General features: G+C 45.2%; 1 protein-coding gene and 1 pseudogene. Both read left to right on the forward strand.

All coding sequences use genetic code 11. The features are described 5' to 3' along the window. Positions 1–200, forward strand: a pseudogene (locus R7E78_RS29170) (hypothetical protein); the annotation flags it as partial. Then, a partial coding sequence (locus R7E78_RS29175; protein ID WP_318059024.1) for a site-specific integrase occupies positions 193–562 on the forward strand: 370 nt, incomplete at its 3' end. The pseudogene R7E78_RS29170 and the gene R7E78_RS29175, both read left to right, overlap by 8 nt.

The raw sequence follows: 562 nt of genomic DNA on the forward strand, positions 1-562 counted from the left end.
GTGCATTACGCAAGGGAAAAAACTACAAAAAACGCACCTCCAAACTTGAACAATTCCGTTCTGAAATCGCCAAAATGTACACACATGGCGCATCCCTTGAACTGATTGCTTTACACCTTGAAACTGAACACAAGCAATATGCCGCACGCAGCACCATCCTCCGATATATCCATTCAATCGGAGTAACACGTAATGGCTAAAGGACACTTCGCAAAATCAGAGAAACAAGCCGCTTCTGTCATGAAAGAAATGCAGGGGAAAGGTAATGCCATAGAATCGGTCGGAACGGCTAGGAACTACGAGCAGTCGCTCAAAACCTGTTGTGATTACCTAAAAGAGTTCAAGCTTGGCTCGCTCCGCGAAATGACCCCAGAGAAAGCCAACACCTACTTAGAATTACGTGCTCAAGAATGTTCACAAAAAACAATCGACATGGATCGTCAGGCACTCCAAGCCATGATGCAGCATGTTACGCACGAATTGAAAGAGACAGACAAACTCGATGTTATAAAGTCCTCTGTTGAGACCGTTGAATCTTCACGCTCTTACACACCGGAACAGG

Source organism: Vibrio sp. YT-19(2023) (assembly GCF_033337395.1).